We start from the raw sequence: 26,237 nt of genomic DNA, 5'->3' as shown, positions 1-26,237 counted from the left end.
AGTGAATGTGAAAAACGACATATTATGGAGAGTTTACCTAATCTACATTTTAGTAGTAGTGGTAGGTATCTTCATTTTTGGAAAAGCTATTTACATTCAACAAGTACAAGGAAAATATTGGCAAAGCTTAAGTGACAGCTTGCACGAACGTTATGTAGAAACTGATGCTGAAAGAGGTACTATTTATAGTGAAGATGGTGAAATGTTAAGTACCAGTATTCCTCAGTTTGATATTTATGTTGATTTTGGTGCAGAAGGGTTAAGAGAAAAAAATGGTAAGAGGTTTAGAGAAAATGTTGATTCCTTAAGTATTTCTTTGGCCAATTTATTCAAAGATGCATCATCTGCAGAATACAAGCGGATTTTGATGAAAGGTTATAAAGAAAAATTTAGGTATTATTTATTGAAAAAAAATATTTCATACGAGCAATATACTGCCATGAAAAGTTTTCCGCTTGTTCGATTAGGTAAAAATAAAAGTGGTTTTATTGCCGATGATAAAAGTATTCGCTTAAATCCATATAAAATGTTGGCATTTCGAACTATTGGTTTAGATAGAGACTCATTTAAGGTGGGTTTGGAATTAAGCTATGACAGCATTTTAAAAGGTAAATCTGGAACAAGGCTGGTACGTTATATTGCCGGTGGTGTAGGTGTTCCTGTTGATGGAGCCTATGAGTCGGAGGCAATCAATGGTAAAGATATTATTACCAATATCGATGTTTTAATCCAAGAAATTACAGAAAATGCTTTATTAAAAATGTTGATGCAAAATGATGCTGAACACGGTTGTGCTATTGTAATGGAAACAAATACCGGTAAAATAAAGGCAATGGCTAACTTGGGAAAAGGACAAGATGGTAATTATTATGAAAATTATAATTATGCTATTAATGCATCTGAACCCGGTTCAACATTTAAGTTAGCAACATTAATGGCTTTGTTAGAAGATAAAAAAATAACACTAAATCAAAGGGTAAACTTACATGGAGGAACTTTCAAAATTGCAGACAGAACAGTTTTAGATGCTGAGCAACATGGCAATTTTGAAGTTACGGCTAAGCAAGCTTTTGAATTAAGCTCAAATGTTGGTATGGCAGAAATGGCTTTAGATGCATATAGAAATAATCCATCTGCATTCATTAAGCAATTACACAATTTTCGATTGGATGAAAAAACCGGAATTGATTTAGTAGGTGAACGTAACTCTACCATTATTAAGCCGGGCAGTAAAAATTGGAGTGCTACAACTTTGCCATGGATGGCGTTTGGCTATAATGTTGAAGTTACACCATTGCAAACACTTACATTGTACAATGCTATTGCCAATAATGGAACAATGATGAAACCTTATTTGGTAAATGCCATAACAGAGGAGGGAAAAGTATTGAAAAAAATTGAGCCTGAAGTTCTAATTAATAAGGTTTGTAGTAACAATACTTTAAAACAAGTAAAGGAAAGTTTGGAAGGTGTTTGTATTAATGGAACAGCTAAAAAATTATTTAAAAACTCTCCCTATCCGGTTGCAGGGAAAACCGGTACAGCATTGGTGGCAGAGGGAAATAAGGGATATGCCAATAAAGTGTATCAATCTTCATTTGCTGGTTATTTTCCGGCTAATCATCCACAATACACTTGTATTGTGGTTATTAAAAACAAACCATTTGCTAAAGTTTTTTATGGTGCTGATGTTGCCGGTGTTGTATTCAAAGAAATTGCGGACAGGTTATATACTTTATACGTAAAGCAAAACAATACTCAACTAGTTGCTTCTACAATTGATAGTAGCTATTTCAATTATGTAGGATATAAAAATGATGCATTAACCTTGGTTCAATCATTGAAAATTAAAGCGAAGGATTCTGCAAGCGTTGTTGATGATTGGGTAGGTGTTGCAGGAACAAAAGCCAGTGTAAAGTTGTATGCCAAAAATATACAACCGAATAAGATGCCTGCATTAACCGGGATGGGATTAAAAGATGTAATGTATTTGTGTGGAAATATGGGTTTAAAAGTAAATGCAAAAGGTGTCGGTAAAGTAATCAATCAATCAATAATGCCGGGAGAAGCCGTTTCAAAAGGAATGGTAGTATCTGTAATATTAAATTAATTGTGATGAAATTATTGCAGGACATATTATATAAAATAAAGTTACTCGAGATACATGGTGCTACTAATGTACCGGTTGTAGCTTTATGTATTGATTCTCGTAAAGTTGAAAAAAACTCTGCTTTTATTGCTATTAAAGGTACTGCTGTTGATGGGCACACATTTATTGCATCTGCAGTTAATAAAGGAGCTACAATTATTGTTGCAGAAGAGTTACCGGAAAATAGAGTGGAAGGGGTTACGTATATCAAAGTAGCTAACTCACATGAGGCAGTGGCTTATATGGCTCATTATTTTTATGATTGTCCTTCTGAAAAATTAAAGTTGGTTGGTGTTACCGGTACTAATGGTAAAACAACGGTAGCCACTTTATTATACAAATTATTTTCAGCATTGGGCTATTCCTGCGGATTAATTAGTACTGTTGAAAATAAAATTCAACAAACTGTAATTCCTGCATCATTAACAACACCCGATGCAATTAGTTTAAATGCATTATTGCATAAAATGGTAAATGAAAATTGTACACATGCTTTTATGGAGTGCAGCAGTATTGCCATTCATCAGCATAGAATAACTGGATTGAATTTTGCTGGTGCTTTGTTTACTAACATAACACTTGATCATTTAGATTACCACAAAACATTTGAAGAATATTTAAAAGCTAAAAAAAGTTTCTTTGATAATTTACCTGAAACAGCGTTTGCAATATCAAATAAAGATGATAAACGTGGTGAGGTAATGTTGCAAAATACAAAAGCAAAAAAATATTACTATAGTTTAAAAACCTCCGCAGATTTTAAAGGTAAAATTTTAGACGATTCATTAACCGGTTTGCAAATGCAAATTAATAGTACGGATGTGCATTTCAGACTCATTGGTGAATTCAATGCTTATAATTTGTTGGCAGTTTATGCCGCAGCAGTTTGTTTACAAGAAGAACCTACAAAAGTATTAACAACACTTAGTGGTTTAACGGGTGCTGAGGGTAGATTTGACTATATTATTAGCAATAAAAATGTAATAGGTATTGTTGATTATGCCCATACCCCCGATGCATTAGAGAATGTATTAACCACACTAAAGAAGTTAAAAAAAGATTATCAAAATATTATTACCGTAGTTGGTTGTGGAGGTGATAGGGATAAAACAAAACGTCCATTAATGGCACAAGCAGCTTGTGATTACAGTAACAAAGCCATTTTTACAAGCGATAATCCCCGTTCAGAAAATCCGATGGATATATTGGCCGATATGGAAAATGGTTTAACCACAGCAGCAAAGAAAAAATACATTGTAATTCCCGACAGAAGAAATGCAATTGAACAAGCCGTGAAATTGGCAAATGAAGGAGATATAATTCTAATAGCCGGAAAAGGACATGAAAAGTATCAAGAAATAAATGGCGTTAAACATCCATTTGATGATAAAGAAGTTTTGAATCATTTTTTTAACCAGTAGTAAACATTAAAATAACCGATAATAATATAAATCATGTTATACGAATTATTTAGCTGGCTTAAACAACATTACAATATTATGGGAGCAGGGGTATTTCAATACCTAACTTTCCGTGCAGCTATGGCTATATTATTATCATTGATTATTACTACTGTCTTTGGTAAAAAACTAATTCAATTTTTAAAGAATAAACAATTAGGCGAAACCGTTCGCGATTTAGGATTGGCGGGCGAACAAGAAAAGAAAGGCACTCCAACAATGGGCGGTATTATCATTTTGTTGGCCATCATTATACCCACTTTGTTATTTGCAGATTTAAATAAAGTATACATCCGATTAATGTTACTGTGTACAGTTTGGTTAGGTATTATTGGCTTTTTAGATGATTACTTTAAAATAAAAGCTAGAAAATTAGCTACACAACGTGGTGAGCAATACAAAAAGAAAGACAGTGATGGATTAGCAGGGGTTAGCAAAATAATTGGTCAGGTTGGTTTAGGAATAATTATTGGTGCAACCTTATATTTTAATAGTAATGTAACTGTGGAAAGAGAAGTGATTACAAAAGAAGTAAACAAGTCATTACATGCTGGTGAAATTGTAGCTAAAGGTTCAAATTTAGTAACAAGAAATATTGAAGGTGAAAATAGAAAATTTGTTGAAGTAAAAACACCGATAACAACTATCCCATTTACCAAAAACCATGAATTTAATTATAGCAAATTAATTAGTTGGATAGGAGAAGGGGCTGAAAAGTATACTTGGGTAATTTATATACTAATTGTAACATTTATTATTGCAGCAGTTTCAAATGGTGCCAATATTACCGATGGCTTAGATGGTTTGGCTGCAGGTGTAAGTGCTATAATTGGTGCTGGAATAGGCATATTCGTATATGTTAGTGGCAATTTAAAATTTGCTGAATATTTAAATATTATGTACATCCCTAACTTGGGAGAGTTGTCCATTTTTGTTGGTGCTTTTGTTGGAGCATGTATTGGTTTTTTATGGTACAATGCATATCCTGCACAAGTATTTATGGGAGATACCGGTAGTCTTGCTTTAGGAGGGATTATTGCTTCATTGGCCATTATTGTACGTAAAGAACTTTTAATTCCTATTTTTTGTGGTGTGTTTCTAATTGAAGAATTAAGTGTAATTATTCAGGTAAGTTATTTTAAATACACCAAAAAGAAATATGGCGAGGGACGAAGAGTTTTTTTAATGAGTCCATTGCATCACCACTTTCAAAAAAAGGGTTTTCATGAAAGCAAAATTGCTGTTCGGTTTTGGATAATTACTATTTTTTGTGTACTGCTTTCAATTGTAACCTTAAAAATTCGATAGTAATAGTATGATGAATATATTAAGTCATATCAATTTTAGTTCACCAAATAACCTGCCTCTTATAATAATAGGTGCCGGTGAAAGTGGCGTGGGTGCAGCTATTTTGGCAAAACAAAAAGGATTTAATGTATTTGTTAGTGATGCTAATGCTATTTCCGAAAAATATAAGCATGAATTGTACAAGTATGATATTGCTTTTGAAGAAAAACAGCATTCCGAAGATAAAATATTACAATCTGCTCTTGTTGTAAAAAGTCCCGGTATAGCTAATAAAACTATTATCATACAGAAAATTAAACAGAAAGGGATACCCGTTATTAGTGAAGTTGAGTTTGCTTTTCAATATTGCGGAGAAAGTAAAATTATTGCCATAACCGGTAGTAATGGGAAAAGCACAACAACTGCACTTACCTATCATATTTTAAATGAAGGTGGTTTTGATGCAGCATTGGTAGGTAATATTGGTATTTCTTTCGCAAAACAAGTGGCATTAAATTCAAAACAATGGTATGTTGCAGAAATCAGTTCTTTTCAATTAGACGACATAGTAAATTTTAAACCACACATAGCGGTATTACTAAACATTACAGAAGATCATTTAGACAGATATGACTATAATTTTCAGAACTACATCAGCAGTAAGTTCAGAATTATTGAAAATCAGAATTATGAAGATTATTTCATTTACTGTGATGATGACCCTGTAATTCAACAACAGCTAAACAATATTTCAATCACACATACTAACCCACTACCATTCTCTATGAAACACGAAATTAAAAACGGAGCTTACCTTAAAGGAGATCAAATGATGTTACGCATTCAAGAAGAACGCGTAAGTATGAGTATTTACGATTTCGCTTTAAAAGGAAAGCATAACACTTACAACACTATGGCTGCATGTATTGCCGCAACAACAGTTGGTATTAGAAAAGAAAAAATCCGGGAAGCTGTTAATGATTTTCAAAGTTTGGCACATAGAATGGAATATGTAGCAACTGTTCGTGGTGTTGATTTTATTAACGACAGTAAAGCTACTAACGTTAATAGTACCTGGTTTGCTTTAGAAAGTATGACAAAGCCTACCATTTTAATTTTAGGTGGCGTTGATAAAGGAAACGACTACAGCTTGATTACTGACTTAGTAAAGGAAAAGGTGAAAGCAATAGTTTGTATGGGCACCGATAATAAAAAAATTATTGCTGCTTTTAAAAACATTGTTCCCGTAATTGTTGAAACTGCCAGTGCTACTGATGCTGTAGCTCAATCCTTCAAATTAGCTGCAAAAGGCGATGTAGTTTTATTGAGTCCTGCTTGTGCAAGCTTCGATTTGTTTAAAAATTTTGAAGATAGAGGTAACCAATTTAAACTGGCTGTTAAAGATCTATAAAAATGAGTCAACTTAATAACGATACACTATTTGCGCAACTCTCTTCTATTGAAGAAGTAAAGGGAAACCTTTTGAAAAAAACAAGAGGTGACAAGTTTATTTGGGGTATTGTTATTTTGTTGGCTTTGATATCGGTATTGGTAGTTTACAGTGCTACTGGATCGCTGGCATACAAAATGAACAAGGGTAACAATGAAGTTTATTTGTTTAAGCAGTTGGCATTTATGGTAATGGGTATGCTGCTTATTTATTTCTTACATAAAATAAACTATACCATTTTTTCTAGAATAGCCACCTTTCTATTTTATATTTCAATACCCTTGTTAGCATATACTTTATTTTTTGGCACACGTATTAATGATGGTAGTCGTTGGATTCGTTTACCCATTATTAATATGTCATTTCAAACCAGCGATTTTGCTAAGCTTGCGCTTTTCATGTACTTGTCAAAAATGTTGAGCAAAAAGCAACAAGTCATTAAAAATTTCAAAGAAGGATTTTTGCCTATTATAATTTCTGTTGCATTAGTTTGTGTGCTTATTGCACCAGCCAATCTTTCTAATGCTTTACTAACATTTGCTACTTCATTACTGCTTATGTTTATTGGTAGGGTAAGTATTAAGCATTTATTATTGGTTATTGCTATTGCAGCAATTCCATTATTGGTTATTGTATTAGTGGCAGTTTCAACATACAAACCGGTAAAATCTGAAGTGGTAGAAAAAACGAACAACATTGAAAAATTAAATCATGTTGGCCGATTTACTACTTGGGTAAAGCGTGTACAGGATTTTATCTATAGTAACAGCACCGATGTACCTTACCAAGTACAACAAGCTAAAATAGCTATTGCTAACGGTGGTATATTGGTGGGGCTTGGGCCCGGTAATAGTCGCCAGCGCAATTATTTGCCGCAGGCGTATAACGATTTTATTTATGCCATTATAATTGAAGAGTACGGGCTTTTAGGCGGTGGGTTTATTATTTTTATTTATTTGCTTTTCTTATACAGATGTATTAGCATTTTCCGACGTTGCCCTTATGCATTTGGTGCATTTTTAGCTTTAGCACTAAGCTTTACACTGGCTATACAAGCATTAGCCAATATGGCTGTTAACGTAAATATTGTGCCGGTAACAGGTGTTACACTTCCATTAATTAGTATGGGTGGTAGTTCTTTTTTATTTACCTGTGCATCAATTGGTATTATTTTAAGTGTAGCACGAAATGTGGAACAATTAGAAGGAAAGGATACTGAAGAGGTTACAAATAATAAACCTGAAACTGTAACAGCAAAAGTAGCGAACACATAATTTTAAATATGCAAACAGTAATGCAAAATAAAGTGAACATTTTAATTGCAGGTGGCGGTACAGGCGGCCATATTTTCCCTGCTTTAGCTATTGCTAAGGCATTGGAAAAGAAAGCGTCCGTTTCATTGCTGTTTGTAGGTGCAAAGGGTAAAATGGAAATGGAAAAAATTCCTAAGGCTGGTTATAAAATAATTGGAATTGACATTGCAGGATATAATAGAAGCAATATTTTCAAAAATATTTCATTACCACTTAAGTTAATCAAAAGTTTTTGGCAGGTAAATAAAATATTGCAACAATTTAAACCCAATGCTGTAATTGGTGTTGGAGGCTATACAACTTTCCCAGTTTTACGTTCTGCTCAACGCAAAAAGATCCCCACATTTATTCATGAAAGCAATTCTTTGGCCGGCAAATCGAATAAGCTATTGGCCAAAAAAGCAAATTTTGTTTTTGTTGCTTTTGATGGAATGGAAAAGTATTTTCCTGCCAACAAAATTATATTTTCAGGTAATCCTGTTCGTGAAGAAATTATCTATAATAGCATTAACAAGAATGAAGCAATACAATACTTTCAGTTAAATGAAAATAAAAAAACTGTTTTGATTTTAGGCGGCAGTTTAGGTGCAAAAAGTATTAATTCAGCTATAGCTAAAAACTTGGATTTGATTAATGAAGCCGATGCGCAAATAATTTGGCAAACGGGTACGGCTTTGTATAGCGAATATCAAAATTTGGTTAAAGAATACCCTTTTGTTTGTATAAAGCCATTTATAGAAAATATGGCAATGGCATATGCAGCAGCAGATATCGTAGTATCTCGTGCAGGAGCCATGTCGGTTGCAGAATTATGTGTAGCTAAAAAGCCGGTTGTATTTGTGCCTTATCCATATGCGGCAGAAGATCATCAAACAATTAATGCACAATATTTAGTAAATAAAGAATCTGCATTAATGGTGAAAGATGCCAACGCTGCAGAACAGTTGGTCTCTACTATTATTTCATTATTAACCAATGAAATATTGCAAAAAAAGTTTATAAAAAATATTGCCGGTTTGGCGCAATTACATGCAGCAGAAACCATTGCTGAAAAAATTTTAGATACTATTCAATGATTGATATTAAAACCATAACGAACATTTATTTTATAGGTATTGGCGGCATTGGCATGAGTGCTTTGGCTCGTTATTTTCATGCAAAAGGGGCAACCGTTAGTGGGTACGATAAAACAAAAACGGCATTAACAGAGCAGTTGAATAAGGAAAGTATTAGTGTGCATTATGAAGAAGATGTAACATCAATTCCCCTTAATCCGGATGTTGTTGTATATACGCCGGCAATTCCAACAAATAATAAAGAGTTTATTTATTGTAAAGAAAATAATTTTTTATTGGTAAAGCGAAGTGATGTTTTACAATGGATTACCGCTAACAGTTTTAATATTTGCGTTAGCGGCACTCACGGTAAAACTACTACCAGTACTATGATAGCGCATATATTAAGGCATTCAGGTTTTGGATGCAATGCGTTTTTGGGAGGAATTGCTGCCAATTACGGAACCAATTTCTGGAGCAGTGATAATAATGTTGTGGTGGTTGAAGCAGATGAATACGATAGAAGTTTTTTGAAATTACATCCTAATTTGGCCATTGTTACAGCAGTTGACGCTGACCATTTAGATATTTATGGTACAGCTGCAGCAGTTGAGGAAGCATTTGTTGCTTTTACGCATCAAGTAAAAAATGAAGGCAGTTTATTGTATCATGCTTCTATACATTGTGGAAACCAATTGAATAAAGGAGTAGAAAATTTTACTTATAGTTTAAACAATACACAAGCTGATGTGTATGCAACAAATATCAGTGTACAGCAAGGTGCTTTTCATTTTTCTGCACAAACCCCAAAGGGATTAATTGCTGATCTTCAATTACACATGGGGGGAATGCATAATATTGAAAATGCTTTAGCAGCCATATGGGTAGCCAAACAGTTGGGTATTGACAATTATAAAATTCAAGCAGCTATTGCTTCTTTCAAAGGAGTGAAGCGGAGGTTTGAAATGATTGTAAATACAGATAAACATAGCCTAATTGACGATTATGCCCATCACCCCGCAGAACTAAATGCTTTAATTGAAGGTGTACGTACATTGTTTCCCAATAGAAAATTTGTATTGGTGTTTCAGCCGCATTTGTTTACCAGAACCAGAGATTTTGGAAATGATTTTGCTAGGGTATTACAAAAAGCCGATCAGGTTATATTATTGCCAATATATCCGGCTCGTGAATTGCCAATTCCAGGTATTGACAGTGCTTGGTTGGCATCTAAAATGTCTGCTGAAAAAACTTTGCTCATGAACAAAGAGTCATTATTGCAATGGGCGAATGTCAATAAGCCGGAATTGATAGTAACTGCTGGCGCTGGTGATATTGACCAATTAGTAGAACCTTTAAAAAATATATTAACACAATAATGGCATTTAAAAATTACATACAGTCCCAAAAGTTATTCCAAAAAACCAGTATAGTATTGCTTTTTTGGATTGCTGTGGGTATTGGTGTAATTGCACTTTTTTCAGCAGCTATGCAGCGACAAAATAAACAACTATGCTCGGGTATTAGTGTGGAATTGGATAAGGACTATCAGGAAGCTTTTATAGATGAAAGCGATATTGTAGATATATTAAAGAAAGGTGGTAACATTGATCATCAACCTCTTTCGGCTATTCATTTAAAATATTACGAATTATTGGTTAAAAAGAATGCGTGGGTAAAAGATGCAGCTTTGTATTTTGATAACCAAAATGTTTTGCATGTAAAAGTTAAAGAAAGAATACCGATTGCTTTAGTACTTGCTACCAATGGTAATACATTCTATATTGATAGTTCTGCTATGCAAATACCGGTTAGTGATAAGTTTGCGGCACATGTACCTGTTTTTACGTCTTATCCGGGCAATATGGCTGCAAAGATTTCAAAACCTGATAGCTTATTGTTGCGTAACATGGTTCAAATGGCTGAGTACATTAATGCAAATAAGTTTTGGATTGCGCAAGTGGCACAAATTAATATTGAACCCAATGCAGAATTTCAAATTGTTCCGGCTATTGGTAATCATATTATAAACTTCGGTACAACCGATAGTTTGGAAAAGAAGTTTAATAATCTGCTGGCATTTTATCAGCAAATATTTCCACATGTTGCCATGAATGCTTATAAAGTAATTGATGTGCGATTTAATAATCAGGTTGTTGGCGTTAAAAATAACGTTACTCCGCTTGTGTCGGATTCTATGGAAACAATTAATAACAATGAAGTATCATGGGTAAGTGATTCTAGCTATGCTAAACAAATAGATAAACCCTTAAATGTTCATGATTTGAAGGAAACCACACCAATTAAAAGTGATATTGATAGCGAAAAAAAACAAATACGTGATAAACAAAATAAAACATCTAAACCAACGTTATCATTTAATCAGAAATCAGGAACAAAAAATAGTTTATACAAACCCAATCATGTTCCAAAAGCTATAATGAAAAAGCAATAAAATTTTAAAACGTACCTTATATAAAACAAGTTAGTATGATGCAGCAAAATCAACCAAATATCAACGACATGGCGATCCCAACTACAGGAATTACAGAGAATCAGGAGTCGCCAATTATTGTTGGACTTGATATTGGTACCACCAAGGTTGCCGTAATTGCAGGAAGAAAAAATGAACAAGGAAAATTAGAGATTTTAGGTTTTGGTAAAGCTAATAGCAATGGCGTACAACATGGCGATGTGTTGAATATTGATTTAACCATTAAATCAATTCAACAAGCATTGCAAAACTGCTTAAAAAGTAATCCTGAATTATTAATAGAAGAAGTATATGTAGGAATTGCTGGTAAACATATTAAAAGCCTACAAACCCGTGGTGATATTGTTCGCCAAGATGCTGAAACTGAAATTCAGAAAAGAGAAATTGACCAACTGATTGCTGATCAAAGAAGAACTTTTATTCCGGCCAGTGATGAAATTATTGACGTAATTCCTCAGGATTTTAAAGTAGATAATATTCAAAACATTAAAGATCCTGTAGGGTATAATGGTGTGAAAGTGGGGGCTAATTTCCACTTAATTACCGGCGATAAAAATGCCATTCGGAATATTAATCGTGCAGTATTGAAAAGCGGTTTGCATACCAAGGATTTGGTATTACAACCCTTAGCTAGTGCTGCAGCAGTAATGAGTGATATAGATTTAGAAGCTGGCGTAGTTATTTTGGATATTGGCGGAGGTACCAGCGATTTGGCTATATTTTATGAAGGCATATTAAAGCATACAGCGGTAATACCTTTTGGCGGTGAAAATATTACACACGATATACGGATGGGCCTTGGTGTTTTAAAACAACAAGCTGAAGCCCTCAAAGTACAATTTGGTTGCGCTATTGCCGATGAAGCAAAGGCCAATACATATATAACTATTCCCGGATTGAAAGGGTTGCCTGCAAAAGAAATTAGTATGCGTAATCTAGCCCAAATTATTCAGGCAAGAATGAGTGAAATTTTAGAATTCATCAGCTATCATATTAAACAAATTGGTTTGGATGAAAAAGCCCTTAATGGTGGTATTATTTTAACCGGTGGTGGCTCTCAATTAAAAAATTTAAAACAATTAACAGAATATGTAACAGGTTTAAATGCCCGTATTGGGTACCCCAATGAGCATTTAGCACCCAATCATGTAGCTGAATTAAAACAGCCTATGTATGCTACCTGTTTGGGATTAATTTTAAAAGGTTATAGTGATTATGAATCTAAATCAAAAGAATTTTCTAAGCAGTTCAAACATATACAAGTGCCGCAGCAATTGCAAGAAGATGTAAAGATTGAAGCACCTGAAAAAATTCTGGAAAAAGCACAAAAATCAATCACTCCAAAGCTAAATTCAGGATTTTGGGATAAGTTTAAAAATGGTATTATTGAACTATTTAAAGAAGAGGATGACCAAATAATCAAATAAATTTCAAACTGTTTATTCTACTAACTAACCATTAAACCGTACGTTATGATTCACTTCGATTTACCTAAACAAAAATCTTCCATCATCAAAGTGCTTGGTGTGGGAGGGGGCGGAAGCAACGCCGTTAACTTTATGTATGAACAAAATATTGAAGGTGTTGATTTCATTATTTGTAATACTGATGCTAAAGCGCTGGAACAAAGCAAAGTGCCCAATAAAATTCAATTAGGACCACATCTTACACAGGGCTTGGGCGCAGGGGCTAATCCTGAAGTTGGGAAAAAAGCTACAGAAGAATCCTTACAAGAAATAAAAAGTATTTTAGAAGTGAATACCAAAATGGCTTTCATTACCTCCGGTATGGGTGGTGGAACAGGTACAGGCGGTGCACCTATTGTTGCACAAACTTGTAAAGACTTGGGTATTTTAACTGTTGGTATTGTTACAACACCTTTCGGTTTTGAAGGCCCTCGCCGTATGGCGCAGGCTGAAGAAGGTATTAAACAATTGAAACCTTATGTAGATACTTTATTGGTAATTAGCAATGATAAGTTACGCATGCAATATGGTAACTTAAAAATGAAAGAAGCTTTTAGTAAGGCTGATAATGTATTAGCTACTGCTGCTAAATGTATTACCGATATTATTAATAGCCGTGGACATATTATTGTTGACTTTGCCGATGTATGTACAGTAATGAAAAATGGTGGCGTTGCCATTTTAGGAAAAGCGGAAGTTGAAGGAGAAAATAGAGCAGAACGTGCTATTGAAGAAGCATTGAATTCTCCATTATTAAATGATAATGATATTAGAGGTGCAAAATGGATTTTAATTAATATTAATAGTGCCGAGGGTGATCATGAAGTTACAATGGATGAAATTGAAATTATTAATAACTATTTGCGCATGCAAGCAGGTGAAAATACCGATGTAATTGTTGGTATGGGTTATGATAACTCGCTTGATAAAAAAATTGGTATTACTATGATTGCAACCGGATTTGAGCATAAAAATCCTTTTGCAAAACCTGCCGCCCCACAAAAAGCAGAGCCCAAGCCGCAAAAGATAGTAGTTACTTTAAATGAACATGAGAATTATTCAACTAATAATATTTCAACCAATCATACTGTAAACCCTACTGAAGCGCCTGTTGCCCCTCCTCAAGATGTTTATGCTCCACACATAAAAGAAGAAACTCAGCAGGAGGAAGTTTTTTCTCTATCTAATCAGGAAGAATTATTAGATGCACGTGAAACAGAAATATTACAGTTTGAGTTAAGCACGGAAATTACTGACATAGTAGCTCCAAAAGAAGAAGTTAAAAAAGAAAATGATTTTCAAAGTGCTATTCAGGAAAATATTGCAGGTATGAAGGTTACTGAAAAGATTGAAGAAAATGATAAGCCTTCTAACTTTTCAATATTATCTAAACCTGTGAATATTTATGCTGAACCAGATCTTCCAAGTACTTCAAACACAAATCCAACTTTTGAAGTAAATGAAACACCTGCTCAAAACGAAGCTATACCTCCGGTAAATGAAGTGCCAAAAACAGTTTCAGAAAATAAACTACAACATTTTACTGAACGCACACAAGTTGAACAACCTTCATTATTTCAATATAATACTGATTTTGATGAGGCGGAAGAACAACGTCGCCGTGCAGCAGAGAGAATTCATCGATTAAGAAATTTATCTTTCAACATGAATTCTAATGATCCAAACAATGAGTTTGATTCGGTACCTGCTTATGTACGTAGGAAAATGGAATTGTTTGGTAATAATCAATTGGCATCAGTAGAAAATTTTTACAGTAAACTTACTGTTGAAAAAGATGACAATAACAAAACACAAATTTCAAGCTTAAATAGCTTTTTGGACGGTAAAAAGCCCGATTAACTATTTGGTTTAGTTGGTAGAATACATAAAACCCTTCGCTTTAGGTAACGAAGGGTTTATTTTTTGCAACAAACTATTACCTTTTATTGTTGATTTGCATATTAAAAGTATTCTGAAAAATGAAAACAGTTTTAATTACAGGTGGTACAGGAATGGTAGGCTCCTACCTTACAAAAAAATTATTGAAAAATAATTATAATGTTATTGTTTTAAGTAGAAATCCTCCAAAACAGGCATCGACAAATAATTTACAATATGCTGCATGGGATATTAATAAAGGGGAAATTGACACAACTGCTTTAGCAAAAGCCGATGTAATTATACATTTAGCAGGTGCCGGAGTGGCTGATAAACGCTGGTCTAACAAAAGAAAAAAAATAATTCAACAAAGTAGGGTAGATAGTAGTAAATTACTTGTTACTGCTTTACAAAAGTTGCCCAATCATAAAGTGCAAACTTGTATTAGTGCTTCTGCAATTGGGTGGTATGGACCAGATACACCCGAAAGTAAATTGAATGGTTTCGTAGAAACAGATTTGCCGTATAATGATTTTTTAGGAGAAACCTGTCAACTTTGGGAGGAGAGTATTAGCCCTTTAATTGACTTAAATATCCGTCTGGTTAAATTTAGAATTGGAATTGTATTAAGTAATACGGGTGGTGCCTTGGCTGCATTTAAACAACCCTTAAATATGGGAATTGCTGCTATATTGGGGAATGGTAGCCAAAAGGTAAGTTGGATTCATATAGAAGATTTGTGCAGAATGTTTTTATTCGCTATTGAGAATAATCATTTAAATGGCGTATATAATGCTGTTGCAAATGTTCCAGTAACAAATAAAGAACTTACTTTAACATTGGCTAAAGTACAACGCGGTAAATGGTATATTCCTGTTTATGTTCCTTCTATACTTTTAAAAGTGGCAATGGGTGAAATGAGTATTGAAGTACTGAAAAGTACCACCATTAATAATCAAAAAGTTCGTGAAGCGGGGTTTACATTTTTGTATCCAACTATTGAGCATGCATTAAGCCATTTAAAAAATTCCGAATAATTATATATCAGCTTTCTTGAATAAACGATAGCAAATCCACCAAATAATAGCTGTAAAAATTAAGGTATAAATTACATGCCATTGAATAGCAGCCAAACTATCCAAATAAGCTTTGTTTGCGGCTTCATCAATTTTACCCAAAAAATTTGGACGTGGTATTAGCCGGTTAGAAATTTCAAAGGGTAAATAGGCATTTAGTGGAATGCTTTTATAGGCAAAGTACACTTTGATGAGGTTTTCTACAATTAGCATATAAAAAAAGAAAACGGCTAAGGCAATAAATGCTTTTTTTATTAGGTAGCCTATAAAAAAAGCAATGCTTAGCTGAGCAAAAGTCATTAAAAAAAACAATGGTATGAAGTACAATTCTTCATTCCATCTTTGTGCGTTAATGGCATCAGAATAATAGAAACCTAAAATAGCAGCGACAATTGTATAAACTATTGTAACCATCAGCGCTATAATTACTACATCTATAAGTTTTGCAGTTATGAACTGATTGCGTGTCCAACCATCAATTATATTTTGCCGGTGTGTTTTGTAATGATATTCATTGGTAATAAGCATTATGATTAGAATTGCTGGTACCAGTAAAAACCAAGAAGAAAAATATGCAATAGAATGCCATGCATCGGGAAAGGCAAATGGATTACCTAATAAAAACTTTGCCGCATTGCCAGCCATATCTTTTCTTGAGGTAATATTTTGATAAATATTTTGAAATAGCAAATTAATGGCAGGATAGGTAAAAAGTACAATACCAAGCATCCACCAAAATGCGGCATAGTGCTTTATTTTTAACCATTCAATTCGTAATAATTGTTTCATTTGTTTATATTTAATTCTAATTTTCAGTTAATTCAAAGAATTTTTCTTCTAAACTTTTAGTTTTAATTTCTAAATGCGACAATACTATTCCGTTGTTAAAGCAATAAGCATTAAATTCCGCAGGTGAAATACTATTGCTTTTAAAGTAAATTTCAAAGAAACTTTTTTGTTGTTTTAATTCAACGAAATGAGGTAAAGTAGTTAGTAGTTGTTGTAAGTCAGCTATATTTTCTGTTTCAATCACTAATATGTCCTCATTTCTTAAAATTTCCTTTACAGGGCCACTTATAAGTAAATTGCCTTGCTTCAATATGCAAAAATGCGTACAAACTTTTTCAACCTCATCTAATAAATGGCTAGCCATAATAATGGTTTTACCTTGTTCTCCTAGCTGTTTTATCAGATTCCTAATTTCTACAATTCCTACCGGATCAAGTCCATTGGTAGGCTCGTCTAAAACAAGCACCTCCGCATTTCCTAATAATGCCGAACCAATGGCTAACCGCTGTTTCATGCCTAAGCTATAAGTACTAAATTTATCATGTTTTCTTTTATGCAATCCTACCATTGCAATGGCCTTATCAATGTCTGCTTCATTTCCTCTGCCGCTAATGGCTTCAGTAATTTTTAAGTTATCTTTTGCTGATAAATAATGGTAGAAGTTGGGTGTTTCAAGTAAAGTGCCAATTTTTTTTCTATAATAAATATCATTTGGATTATTAAACCAACAATATGTTCCATTATCGGGCTTTAATACATCTAATAATATACTTAGCGTAGTTGTTTTGCCACTACCGTTTGGTCCTAAAATGCCAAATATGGAACCTTTCGGCACTTCAATATTCAAATTGTTGAGTGCTTTTATTGGGCCATAATTTTTAGAAATATTGGTTGTAGTAAGAATATTTTCCATACAATTATTTGCAGTAATATACTGTTTTTTCTAATCAAAACATTTAATTGCTTTTAACATTCGGTTTTTTCCTTGCATATCTTTTCGTAAAACAGTTTTAAAACCATTATTAATTAATGCTTGCTCAGTTGCATTGGCAAAATGTTCGTGAACTTCAAAAAAAATACAACCATTCTTTTTCAAATGTTGTTTGGCAAAAAATGCAATAGTAGTATAAAATAGTAAAGGCTCATTGTCGGGTACAAATAATGATTGATGGGGTTCGTATTTTACCACATTAATGGGCATTTCATTTTGTTCATGTAAAGTTATATAGGGAGGGTTGCTAACTATCCAATCAAATTCAGGTAATGCAGTCCATTCCTCTTTATTTAAAATATTTATTTTTTTAAATTGAACGTCAGCTCGGATTTGTTCTGCATTTTGTTCTGCAACTTCCAATGCTTTTTCACTAATATCAATTGCCGTTACATTTAGGGCAGGATTTTGTATTTTTAATGCAATGGCAATGCAGCCGCTGCCTGTACCAATATCTATAATATTGCCATTTAATCCTTTCGTGTCTTCTAATATCCATGCTACTAATTCTTCAGTTTCCGGTCTGGGAATTAATACTGATTCATTCACATAAAACTGCAATTCAAAAAACCAAGCTTGCTTCAATACATATTGAACCGGTTTGTGTTGTAGTAATTCGGCGGTATAGTTTTCTAATAAGTTTTCCTGGCTGCTGCTTAAATTTATTTCGGGATGCATTATGCGGTTTATTTTATTGAAACCTGTTACAGCTTCAATAACCCAGTTGGCAATGTTTGCAGCCTCGCGGTCGTCATATATTTCAAATAAAGCCAAAACCAATTGTTGGTAGGCGGTTTTAATAGTCATGCTGCAAAATACCACCATTTCTGCTACATTTGCGCAACTAGTGTTAGAATATGGAATTGAATGAGGCATATATGCAGCGTTGTTTGCAATTGGCTAAAATGGGTGCCGGTCGGGTACAACCCAATCCAATGGTAGGCGCTGTTTTGGTGTATAATGATACAATAATTGGTGAAGGATTTCACCAGCAATATGGAGGCCCTCATGCTGAAGTAAATTGTATTAATAGCGTGAAGCCTGAATATCGCCATCTCATTCAACAATCTACTTTATATGTGTCGCTTGAACCTTGTGCACATTATGGTAAAACACCGCCTTGCAGCTTACTCATTATTCAACACAAAATACCCAGAGTGGTAATAGGTATGCAAGATCCCTTTGCATCAGTTAATGGAAAGGGAATTGAACAGCTTAAACAAGCCGGCGTTGAAATAGTGCTTGGCGTGTTAGAAAACGAGTGCAAGGCATTGAATAAAAGATTTATTACTTTTTATACAAAAAAAAGGCCATACATTTTATTGAAGTGGGCACAATCGAATAATGGTTTTATTGCCGGTAAAAGTTTGGAACGAATTCATATTTCAAACGAATTAACGAATAGAATGGTGCACGAGTGGCGAAGTGAAGAAGCTGCCATTTTAGTTGGAAGGAATACCGCAATTGCAGATAATCCCGCATTAACCAATCGTTATTGGCCCGGTAAACCACAACCTATTCGAATGGTCATTGATGCGCATGCTAATTTACCCAATCACTTGCAATTGTTGAATGATGGGAAAGTTACTTGGGTATGGAATCAGCAAAAGGTAGGTTTTGAAAATGATGTGCATTTTAAACAATGGAACAATACACAACCAACATTAGCCGGTATATTACAAGCCTGTTATGAAGAAAATATTCAAAGTATTTTAGTAGAAGGTGGAACTAACTTATTACAACAATTTATTGATGCCAAGTTATGGGATGAAGCACGCATCATTACCAATACAACCCTTAGCATTAATGATGGTGTAAAGGCTCCGTCATTAATGGGTGCTAATTACATTTATTCCCAATTTTTGCTAAACGATTTTATTGAATATTTTATCCCTGCAGAGTATGAGTGATTCACCCGATTTTTATTGTACTATTCAACAAACGGCTAATGCCGAATTTAAAGATCGTGGTAGCAAGTTTTTAGCTTTTGCCTATCCATTAAAAGATAAAGAGCAGGTAAAAGAATATCTGCTTCAATTAAAAAAAGAACATCCCAAAGCAGTGCATTATTGTTATGCCTATCGTTTGGGTATAAATAAAAATGATTTTCGAGTAAATGACGATGGTGAGCCTTCGGGATCGGCAGGTAAACCAATTTTAAACCAAATTGACAGCAAACAATTAACCAATGTGTTAGTGGTAGTAGTGCGTTATTTTGGTGGCACTTTGTTGGGAATTCCCGGATTAATTAATGCGTATAAATCCGCTGCAGCATTGGCTTTGCAAATGGTACCCATTATTCAATGTGCTGTTTTAGAAAACTACAGCTTGCACTTTAATTATACCACAATGAATGATGTAATGCTTATTGTTAAACAATACAATTGCAGCATTATCCAACAAGATACTCAATTGTTCTGCTACATGCAATTGGGCATTCCTAAAGCTAGAAAAAATGAAGTGCTGTTTAAATTCAATGATTTACAAGGTGTAGAAATAACTGCTATATAATTACAATTTATGTGTTATATGATAAACCGCATAGCCAATCATTTCTTTCCATAAATCTTGCCATTTATAAAAGTTACACAAGTTGGGGATGATGAAATCGTACCAGTTATTTTCTCCATGAGGTAATACATTATAATTCACCGGATAGGGAATAACCGATATGCCTGCTTGATGAAATACAGCTAAAGCTCTTCGCATATGTTCTGCCGAGGTAATTAAAACAAAAGGAGGTTGTAATTTATTCTGTTTAATTAATTTTTTTGTGAACAAAGCATTTTCATAAGTATTTCGCGAATGATCTTCAACCAAAATAGCACTATCAGGCACTGCTGCATTCAAAAACTGTTGTCTTAAAAATATTGCTTCTTTATCTGTTGTATCCAGTAACAAGCCCGAACCCCCGCTAACAATAATTTTTCTTATAAAACCCGCTTCATATAATTGTAATGCAGCTGAGTATCGCTCAGCGGCACCATTAAAAAATCCTTGGTGTTGTTGATTAAAACTTATTAATCCGCCTAAAACAATACCCGCTTCAAAGTGCTTATGTAAAGGTATTGGGTTTATTTGCCAGTATCTTTCAGTAATGTTATACAGATAGGTATTACTAAATATTAAAAAAATTCCTATTGCAATTATTTTTGACCACTTTCTAATAACTGTTCTTTTCGATAAAAAATATAAGAGTATTGCAATGACACACCAGGTTAGTGGTGACAGTAAAAAGTACAAGAGTTTCGATAGTAAAAAAAACATGCTTTATGAAATGAAAATTAAAAATAAAAAAACTACCTGAATAGGTAGTTTTAAATATAAGCTTAAGTTGTATTAATGTCGAAAGCGATTGCTAACAATCAATTCTTTGGTGCCCGGTGTATATACATAAAAACCTTCACCCGATTTTACGCCGAGCTTTCCTGCAGTAACCATATTAATTAATAATGGACAAGGCGCATATTTTGGATTGCCTAATCCTTTATGTAGTACTTCTAAAATACTTAAACAAACGTCTAACCCAATAAAATCGGCTAATTGTAAAGGGCCCATGGGGTGAGCCATTCCTAACTTCATAATAGTATCAATCGATTCAATATTTGCAACACCTTCATACAAACTATAGATAGCTTCATTAATCATGGGCATTAAAATACGGTTTGCTATGAATCCCGGATAATCGTTTACTACACATGGAGTTTTTCCCAACTGGGTACTTAACGCAATAATAGTATTCGTAACATCGGCATGGGTACTGTAACCATTAATAATTTCAACCAACTTCATTACTGGTACAGGATTCATAAAGTGCATGCCAATTACTTTTTCGGGGCGTTTAGTAACCGAAGCAATTTTGGTAATAGAAATAGAAGAAGTGTTGGAAGCTAAAATGGCATTTGCAGGTGCATGCGCATCAATTTGTTGAAAAATTTTGAGTTTTATGTCAATATTTTCAGTAGCAGCTTCTACAACTAATGCTGCATTTTCAATACCTTTTTCTATTGAAGTAAAAGTGGAAATATTGCTAAGTGTTGCAGCTTTGGTGGCATCTGTGATAGTTCCCTTAGCAATTTGGCGATCTAAATTTTTGGCTATTGTGGCTAATGCTTTATCCAGTTGGGCTTGTTGTACATCAATTAATGATACTTTAAATCCATTCTGTGCAAACACATGCGCAATGCCATTGCCCATGGTGCCAGCGCCAATCACTGATATATTTTCCATAATGTTCGTGTTTTATACTTCCCTATAGTTAATAGCTACCCGAGTCGGATGAAGAAGACTTTTTGCTTTTAAAATCACCTCGCTTCCAAGCCTTAATAAAATCGGCCCAGGCTAATGGATTAAATATGTTTTGAGGGGGTAACTGACCTTGATAGTAATAGCGGTTAGCTTGTTGCCTTAATTGATAATTCACTGCTTCACGCCCATCAGCAGGTAAAGCTGCTAATAGTGCACGTCGTTTCGATTCATCAGTATTTTGTCGGGCAATTTCATATTGATCGTCAGGAATTACGGTATTCACAAAGTCGCGTTCAAATTGCTCACGAGTAGGCCTTGGTTTTAAAATAGCGGCGGGTAAATAGTTGGTATCGCTAACTAAAAGAACAATTAAACTGTATTGATTATCGCTTAAGTTACCCGGGATTTCATAGGTTTTATCTTTATAACCTATAGACGAAAAGGTAATTCTATCGCCTTTCAATACTGCAATTGAAAATATACCATCATAATTGGTAATAGTTCCTCTTCCTTTTCCATCTACAATAACGCTGGTTGATGGAATAGCTTTTAAACTATCTGAAGTCATTACCACACCATAAAGTTGAATAACGGAGTCCTTGGGTGCCTTACTAATTTGTGCATGTAGTTTTGGCATTAGCAATAACGCCCCGAAGGCAAGCAAAAAATATTGTAAAGTTTTTTTCATTCGAAAAATCTGGTAAATAATTTTCGGTGCAATATACGTTCAGCTATCTTGCAATTTAGTATAAATTATGCTTTGCTTCACCAATTGTGCAGGCTTAATTTAACCTTAGTGTGCTTATGTTTATACTTTAAAGCAGGGAATAACCTAAACGTTGTCATTTAATTTCCTAACAAAGTAAGGGGGAAGGGGGCTAACTTTGCAAAAACATTGTTTTTTTTAACAAATACTTACGTGATGAAAGAAACCGATATTTTAAAAGCCTTAAGCCATGTACAGGAACCCGATTTGGGGAAAGATTTAGTTACCTTAGATATGATTCGTAACATTTCAATTGATGGGAATAATGTTCGATTTACCTTGGTGTTAACTACACCTGCCTGCCCTTTAAAAGAGATGCTTCGAAAAAATTGTGAAGACGCCATTCATAATCATGTAAATAAGGATGCTTTTGTGCAAATTGATTTTGATGCACATACCACCTCAAATAGAAAAGATGCCATGCATTTATTGGCTGGGGTTAAAAATATTATTGCCGTAGTTAGTGGCAAGGGTGGCGTTGGTAAAAGTACAGTTGCAGCCAACCTGGCTTTAGCACTGGCTGAAAATGGCGCTGCTGTTGGCTTAATGGATGCTGATATTTATGGTCCGAGTGTACCCATTATGTTTGGTGTTCGTGGTCAACGTCCTATGATGCGCGAAGTGAATGGCAAAGGAATGATTGTTCCATTAGAAAAGTATGGCATACAATTAATGAGTATTGGATTGTTAATTGATGAAAAAGATGCTGTAGTATGGCGAGGCCCCATGGCCAGTAGTGCTATCAAGCAGTTTGTTACTGATGTTGATTGGGGGCAATTAGATTATTTGGTTATTGATATGCCACCAGGAACCGGTGATATACATTTAACACTATTACAAACTGTACCTGTAACAGGGGTTGTTATTGTAACTACTCCACAAACCGTAGCATTAGCCGATGCTAAGAAAGGTATTGCTATGTTTTCGCAGGCGCAGGTAAATGTGCCTATTATTGGGTTAGTTGAGAATATGGCTTATTTTACACCTGCAGAACTACCAAACAATAAATATTATTTATTTGGTAAAGAAGGCGGAAAAAAATTGGCTGAAGAATATGAACTGCCATTTTTAGGGCAAATTCCAATTGTACAAACTATTCGGGAAGGGGGTGATAACGGATTACCCGCTATGGTAAGTAATGATAGTATTACGCAAGAAGCATTTAGAAATATTAGCAATATTGCCATTCGAAATATTGCCATTAAGAATGCTAAAGCAGTAGCAACAGCCGATGTATTAATGAAATAACAACCAGCTGCAATACTTGCTGAAAGTGTTGGGTGATTAATACTGTAATATGTACAATGTACCTTATTTCAAGGCGTTAGAACAAAAGGATGTACTTGCCTTTATGCAAACGCATCCTTTTGTTACTATTTGCGGTGTTACTGATGAAGGTTGGCCTGTTGCCACACAGGTGCCGGTTTTGGTCAATCATAATGAAGAAGGTATTGTTATTACAGGCCACTTAATGCGCAAGCAAATGCATACATAAGCTTTTGAAAAAAATAATAAGGTATTGATTATTTTTCAAGGCGAACAAAGTTATGTGAGTGCAAGTTGGTACACCCAGCCATTGCAAGCAAGCACATGGAATTATATGGCAGTTCATGCCACAGGCTACATGCGAATGCTAGATGAGGCTGCATTGTATAATGTGTTATTGCAGCAAACACGTTTTTTTGAGAGTAAAGCTGATAGTATTAATGATGTGGTAAAAATGCCTGATGATTATTTAAAAGCGAACATGAAAGCCATTGTTGCATTTGAAGTTAAAATAGCTGCTTACGAACATGTATTTAAGTTAAGTCAGAATAAGGATGATGCAACATTTCATTCAGTAGTGCAGCATTTACAAAATGGAACACCTCAGCAACAACAATTGGCCAAGGAAATGATGGATCAAAATAGAAATCGTTTGTATGAAAATAAATAGCTGGTTTTTTTTATTGTTATTCATGTCATGCACATCTGCCAAAATACAGCAAACCCATACCGCTATGCCTTTTGATAAAGAAGGGCACCGAGGCTGCCGCGGTTTAATGCCCGAAAACACAATTCCTGCTTTTTTAAAAGCACTCGACTTGGGTGTTACTACACTAGAAATGGATGCTGTAATTACAAAAGATAGTCAAGTTTTAATTAGTCATGATCCCTACATCAATTTCGAGTTTTCATTAGGTCCAAATGGGCAAAACTTAACAAAGGCCGATCAAAAACAATTGAATATTTATAAAATGACGTATGCTGAAACACAGCAATACGATGTTGGTTCTAAGTACTATCCTCGCTTTCCGAAACAACAAAAAATAAAAGTGCATAAGCCTTTATTAAGTACTGTTATTGATTCAGTAGAAGCATACATTCAACAGCATCATTTACCACCTGTACAATATAATATTGAAACCAAAAGCACCGACTCAACGGATGGTATTTATCATCCCAATCCTGCAACATTTGTTCGATTAATTATGCAAGTTATTGAGCAAAAAGGAATTGCATCGCGGGTCATCATTCAATCCTTCGATATAAGAACTTTACAATATTTACATGAGCATTACCCAACCATAAAAACAGCACTATTGGTTGAATCGCCGGTAACTTTAAATTTTGCAGCACAATTAAAACAATTGGGATTTATACCTACCATATATTCACCCGATTATACAATGGTTACACCCTTATTAGTGAAACAATGTCATGATATGGGTATTGCATTAATACCATGGACAGTGGATGATTTACCCACTATGCAAAAATTGAAAAACATGGGTGTTAATGGGTTAATTAGCGATTACCCTAATTTGTATGCACAATTAAAGTGATTGCCCTTGTACAAGAATAGAAGGTACTACAATTTCTTTGAATGAAGTATCGCCATTTAAACATTCCATCATACGTTTAAAAGCATATTTTCCAAGTTTTTGTCCGCTTGTTTCTATATAAGTAATGGTAGGCTTAAATAAGGTGGGAATGAAACCATTGCTAATACTGATTACTGCTGTTTGTGTTGGAATGTCAATTTGCTTTTCATAAAGTGCTTGCATGGCACCCATTAAAATCTGGTCACCCATACAGAATATGGCATCCGGTTTTTGTTGCGCATTTAAAAAATGTGAAGTTTCTTTTTTGGCAGCTTTGGTTTGATCGGGGAAACGGCAATGAACCTTTGTTTTTGGTGCATACTCATTAATGGTTTGTGTAAAAGCTGCTAATCGTTTTTCTGTAATAGTTAAGTTGGGGTAACCAAATAAAGCCAATATGTTTTTTTTGTTGTGTTGAATGAGTGCATGTGCCGCCATTGTTGCACTTTCCGTATCTGCTAAACAAATTTTATTACAATTATCGGCATGTGGTACTCTGTCAATATATACAACCGGAATATTTTGTTCTTCTAATTTTTCAAATGCTGATATATCATTGTTTTCTTTAGTTACTGCAACAAACAGTCCCGATATCCGATTTTTCTTCAACAGTTTTAAATTATTTAATTCTAACTCACTACTCTCACCCGATTGCATAATGAGTAAAGAGTAGCCTGCTTTACGCGCTTCTTCTTCAACTGAAGCAATAAAAGTATCATAAAAGAAATTGGTAATGGTGGGTATCATAATACCCAGTACGTTACTTACGTTAGTACGCAATTGAATAGCATATGCATTGGGTTCATATTCCAGCGAAGCGGCCAATTCTCTTACTTTTTGTTTGGTTTTCTCTGCAATATCCGGATGATTTTTTAATGCACGAGATACCGTAGATATACTCATGTTTAAAATTTGTGCCAGTTGCTTTAATGTACTGGTTTGTGCCATAGG

22 protein-coding genes and 1 pseudogene are annotated in these 26,237 nt (G+C 34.3%); 16 read left to right on the top strand and 7 right to left on the bottom strand.

The window, feature by feature from the left end:
- Positions 1 to 7: 7 nt before the first annotated feature.
- The 11 genes from ACP5P5_RS01170 to ACP5P5_RS01120 all read left to right on the top strand — a co-directional run bounded on the left by ACP5P5_RS01170 (position 8) and on the right by ACP5P5_RS01120 (position 15,589).
- Entirely contained in the window at positions 8 to 2,110 is a 2,103-nt protein-coding gene (locus ACP5P5_RS01170; protein ID WP_428284288.1) for a penicillin-binding protein, read from the top strand.
- 5 nt (positions 2,111 to 2,115) lie between these two features.
- Positions 2,116 to 3,570, top strand: a complete 1,455-nt coding sequence (locus ACP5P5_RS01165; RefSeq protein WP_428284287.1) for a UDP-N-acetylmuramoyl-L-alanyl-D-glutamate--2,6-diaminopimelate ligase — start codon at positions 2,116 to 2,118, stop codon at positions 3,568 to 3,570.
- Positions 3,571 to 3,603: 33 nt separating this feature from the next.
- The gene (gene mraY, locus ACP5P5_RS01160) at positions 3,604 to 4,917 is read left to right on the top strand and encodes a phospho-N-acetylmuramoyl-pentapeptide-transferase (protein WP_428284286.1); all 1,314 of its coding nucleotides are present in this window, start codon (positions 3,604 to 3,606) and stop codon (positions 4,915 to 4,917) included.
- A gap of 7 nt (positions 4,918 to 4,924) precedes the next feature.
- A complete protein-coding gene (gene murD / locus ACP5P5_RS01155) occupies positions 4,925 to 6,307 on the top strand; it encodes a UDP-N-acetylmuramoyl-L-alanine--D-glutamate ligase (protein WP_428284285.1) in 1,383 nt (460 codons plus the stop codon).
- A 2-nt stretch (positions 6,308 to 6,309) separates the two neighbouring features.
- Entirely contained in the window at positions 6,310 to 7,620 is a 1,311-nt protein-coding gene (locus tag ACP5P5_RS01150; RefSeq protein ID WP_428284284.1) for an FtsW/RodA/SpoVE family cell cycle protein, read from the top strand.
- A gap of 8 nt (positions 7,621 to 7,628) precedes the next feature.
- On the top strand, positions 7,629 to 8,735 hold the full coding sequence (murG, locus tag ACP5P5_RS01145) for an undecaprenyldiphospho-muramoylpentapeptide beta-N-acetylglucosaminyltransferase (protein WP_428284283.1): 1,107 nt from the start codon (positions 7,629 to 7,631) through the stop codon (positions 8,733 to 8,735).
- Positions 8,732 to 10,093, top strand: a complete 1,362-nt coding sequence (murC, locus tag ACP5P5_RS01140; RefSeq protein ID WP_428284282.1) for a UDP-N-acetylmuramate--L-alanine ligase — start codon at positions 8,732 to 8,734, stop codon at positions 10,091 to 10,093. The genes murG and murC overlap by 4 nt, the downstream gene beginning before the upstream one ends.
- Positions 10,094 to 10,149: 56 nt before the next feature.
- Positions 10,150 to 11,169 carry a cell division protein FtsQ/DivIB gene (locus ACP5P5_RS01135; RefSeq protein ID WP_428284281.1) on the top strand — a complete coding sequence of 340 codons (1,020 nt, stop codon included), beginning with the start codon at positions 10,150 to 10,152 and terminating at the stop codon, positions 11,167 to 11,169.
- A 35-nt stretch (positions 11,170 to 11,204) separates the two neighbouring features.
- Entirely contained in the window at positions 11,205 to 12,635 is a 1,431-nt protein-coding gene (ftsA, locus tag ACP5P5_RS01130; RefSeq protein WP_428284280.1) for a cell division protein FtsA, read from the top strand.
- 45 nt (positions 12,636 to 12,680) lie between these two features.
- Positions 12,681 to 14,534: a cell division protein FtsZ gene (ftsZ, locus tag ACP5P5_RS01125; RefSeq protein WP_428284279.1), complete on the top strand. Its 1,854-nt coding sequence runs from the start codon at positions 12,681 to 12,683 to the stop codon at positions 14,532 to 14,534.
- 119 nt (positions 14,535 to 14,653) lie between these two features.
- Positions 14,654 to 15,589, top strand: a complete 936-nt coding sequence (locus tag ACP5P5_RS01120; RefSeq protein ID WP_428284278.1) for a TIGR01777 family oxidoreductase — start codon at positions 14,654 to 14,656, stop codon at positions 15,587 to 15,589.
- Here ACP5P5_RS01120 and ACP5P5_RS01115 read toward each other — a convergent pair whose 3' ends face one another.
- The 3 genes from ACP5P5_RS01115 to prmC are packed head-to-tail and all read right to left on the bottom strand — an operon-like array spanning position 15,590 to position 18,284.
- The gene (locus ACP5P5_RS01115) at positions 15,590 to 16,417 is read right to left on the bottom strand and encodes an ABC transporter permease subunit (protein ID WP_428284277.1); all 828 of its coding nucleotides are present in this window, start codon (positions 16,415 to 16,417) and stop codon (positions 15,590 to 15,592) included.
- 16 nt (positions 16,418 to 16,433) lie between these two features.
- Positions 16,434 to 17,330, bottom strand: a complete 897-nt coding sequence (locus ACP5P5_RS01110) for an ABC transporter ATP-binding protein (RefSeq protein WP_428284276.1) — start codon at positions 17,328 to 17,330, stop codon at positions 16,434 to 16,436.
- Between the two features lie 30 nt (positions 17,331 to 17,360).
- Positions 17,361 to 18,284 carry a peptide chain release factor N(5)-glutamine methyltransferase gene (gene prmC, locus ACP5P5_RS01105; protein ID WP_428284275.1) on the bottom strand — a complete coding sequence of 308 codons (924 nt, stop codon included), beginning with the start codon at positions 18,282 to 18,284 and terminating at the stop codon, positions 17,361 to 17,363.
- Here prmC and ribD point away from each other — a divergent pair.
- A complete protein-coding gene (ribD, locus tag ACP5P5_RS01100; protein WP_428284274.1) occupies positions 18,266 to 19,318 on the top strand; it encodes a bifunctional diaminohydroxyphosphoribosylaminopyrimidine deaminase/5-amino-6-(5-phosphoribosylamino)uracil reductase RibD in 1,053 nt (350 codons plus the stop codon). The two genes, prmC and ribD, sit on opposite strands and share 19 nt — an antisense overlap.
- Positions 19,311 to 19,919: an IMPACT family protein gene (locus tag ACP5P5_RS01095; protein ID WP_428284273.1), complete on the top strand. Its 609-nt coding sequence runs from the start codon at positions 19,311 to 19,313 to the stop codon at positions 19,917 to 19,919. Before ribD ends, ACP5P5_RS01095 begins: the two co-directional genes overlap by 8 nt.
- Here ACP5P5_RS01095 and ACP5P5_RS01090 read toward each other — a convergent pair whose 3' ends face one another.
- The 3 genes from ACP5P5_RS01090 to ACP5P5_RS01080 all read right to left on the bottom strand — a co-directional run bounded on the left by ACP5P5_RS01090 (position 19,920) and on the right by ACP5P5_RS01080 (position 22,344).
- Entirely contained in the window at positions 19,920 to 20,675 is a 756-nt protein-coding gene (locus tag ACP5P5_RS01090) for a YdcF family protein (RefSeq protein WP_428284272.1), read from the bottom strand.
- Positions 20,676 to 20,747: 72 nt separating this feature from the next.
- Positions 20,748 to 21,638 carry a 3-hydroxyacyl-CoA dehydrogenase family protein gene (locus ACP5P5_RS01085; RefSeq protein WP_428284271.1) on the bottom strand — a complete coding sequence of 297 codons (891 nt, stop codon included), beginning with the start codon at positions 21,636 to 21,638 and terminating at the stop codon, positions 20,748 to 20,750.
- Between the two features lie 28 nt (positions 21,639 to 21,666).
- A complete protein-coding gene (locus ACP5P5_RS01080) occupies positions 21,667 to 22,344 on the bottom strand; it encodes a carboxypeptidase-like regulatory domain-containing protein (protein ID WP_428284270.1) in 678 nt (225 codons plus the stop codon).
- Positions 22,345 to 22,578: 234 nt separating this feature from the next.
- Here ACP5P5_RS01080 and ACP5P5_RS01075 point away from each other — a divergent pair, with 234 nt between their 5' ends.
- The 3 genes and pseudogenes from ACP5P5_RS01075 to ACP5P5_RS01065 all read left to right on the top strand — a co-directional run bounded on the left by ACP5P5_RS01075 (position 22,579) and on the right by ACP5P5_RS01065 (position 25,247).
- A complete protein-coding gene (locus tag ACP5P5_RS01075; protein WP_428284353.1) occupies positions 22,579 to 23,670 on the top strand; it encodes an Mrp/NBP35 family ATP-binding protein in 1,092 nt (363 codons plus the stop codon).
- Positions 23,671 to 23,719: 49 nt separating this feature from the next.
- Positions 23,720 to 24,358 (top strand): annotated as a pseudogene (locus ACP5P5_RS01070) (FMN-binding negative transcriptional regulator).
- On the top strand, positions 24,345 to 25,247 hold the full coding sequence (locus ACP5P5_RS01065) for a glycerophosphodiester phosphodiesterase (protein WP_428284269.1): 903 nt from the start codon (positions 24,345 to 24,347) through the stop codon (positions 25,245 to 25,247). Before ACP5P5_RS01070 ends, ACP5P5_RS01065 begins: the two are co-directional and overlap by 14 nt.
- On the opposite strand, the gene ACP5P5_RS01060 is transcribed toward ACP5P5_RS01065, so the two are convergent.
- Positions 25,239 to 26,234 (bottom strand): LacI family DNA-binding transcriptional regulator, encoded by a 996-nt coding sequence (locus ACP5P5_RS01060; protein ID WP_428284268.1) that lies wholly within the window; start codon positions 26,232 to 26,234, stop codon positions 25,239 to 25,241. The genes ACP5P5_RS01065 and ACP5P5_RS01060 overlap by 9 nt on opposite strands.
- Positions 26,235 to 26,237 lie beyond the last annotated feature (3 nt).

Source organism: Hydrotalea sp., assembly GCF_049968455.1.
Lineage (GTDB): Bacteria > Bacteroidota > Bacteroidia > Chitinophagales > Chitinophagaceae > Hydrotalea.
Note: the sequence above shows the minus strand (reverse complement) of the source record. Positions and strands in the feature narration are given on the sequence as shown.